General features: G+C 38.8%; 1 protein-coding gene. It reads right to left on the reverse strand.

The window, feature by feature from the left end; genetic code table 11:
• Positions 1 to 212 precede the first annotated feature (212 nt).
• The coding region (locus tag QM917_RS10555) for an LPXTG cell wall anchor domain-containing protein (RefSeq protein ID WP_414285724.1) at positions 213 to 1,394 on the reverse strand (1,182 nt) is incomplete at its 5' end.

Below are 1,394 nucleotides of genomic sequence, written 5' to 3' on the forward strand. Positions count from 1 at the left end.
CATATGAATCTTTCTAATGAGTTGTTTTGTCGCTTTTCATTATAGGTCATATGGGACTTTTTTTCTACAACAAAATAGGCTCCATAATATCTATAGGGGATTTACCCACTACAAATATTATAGAGCCAAAAACCGTAAGAATTTCTTCTTACGGTTTTTCTAGCAAATTCATAGAATTGAGATTCTCAGTTTTGCTTTATTTGAGTAATTTCTTACTCTTCTTCCTCACGTTTTTTAGCGAAGAGGAGTCCACCTGTCGCTGCTGCAAGAAGTGCTAAAGCAAGTGAAGCGCTAGATTGTTCTGTACCAGTATTTGGCAATTCTTTCGCTCCTGCTTTCTTAGCTGGTGCTTGAGCAGGTGAATCTTGGTTAGTAGCTGGATTAACTGCTACTGAACCATCTGATTTCTTGACTGTCTTATCTGCTGGAATAACAGATGTAGTACCATCTTCAAAGGTTACAACTACTGATCCGTCTTTGTTTACCTTGATATCTTTCGCAGTTGGGTTAGATTTCTTAACTTCTTCTGCTACCTTAGCTTTTTCGGGGTCAGTCAAGTTGCTTGGATCTGTAACTGGAGTTACTGATGGATTCTTAACTCCATCTGATTCCTTAACTTTATCTGATGATTTCTTAACTGTCTTATCTGCTGGAATAACAGCTGTTGTACCATCTTCAAAGGTTACAACTACTGATCCATCTTTATTAACCTTGATATCTTTCGCAGTTGGGTTAGATTTCTTAACTTCTTCTGCTACCTTAGCTTTTTCGGCGTCAGTCAAGTTGCTTGGATCTGTAACTGGAGTTACTGATGGATTCTTAACTCCATCTGATTCCTTAACTTTATCAGATGATTTCTTAACTGTCTTATCTGCTGGGATAAAGGCTGTGGTGCCATCTTCAAAGGTTACAATTACTGATCCGTCTTTGTTAACCTTGATATCTTTCGCAGTTGGGTTAGATTTCTTAACTTCATCTGCTACCTTACCTTTTTCTGCATCAGTCAAGTTGCTTGGATCTGTAACTGGTGTTACTGATGGATCCTTAACGACTTTATCAGCTGATTTCTTAACTGTCTTATCTGCTGGGATAACCGCTGTTGTACCATCTGGGTATGTAACAGTTGTTGTGCCATCTTTGCCAACTTTAACGTCAGTTACGGTTGGGTTAGATTTCTTAACTTCATCTGCTACCTTACCTTTTTCTGCATCAGTCAAGTTGCTTGGATCTGTAACTGGTGTTACTGATGGATCCTTAACTGCTTTATCTGCTGATTTCTTAGCTGTCTTATCTGCTGGGATAACCGCTGTTGTACCATCTGGGTATGTAACAGTTGTTGTGCCATCTTTGCCAACTTTAACGTCAGTTACGGTTGGGTTAGATTTCTTAACTTC

It is taken from the genome of Streptococcus infantis (assembly GCF_047460685.1).
Taxonomy (GTDB): Bacteria; Bacillota; Bacilli; order Lactobacillales; family Streptococcaceae; genus Streptococcus; species Streptococcus infantis_AD.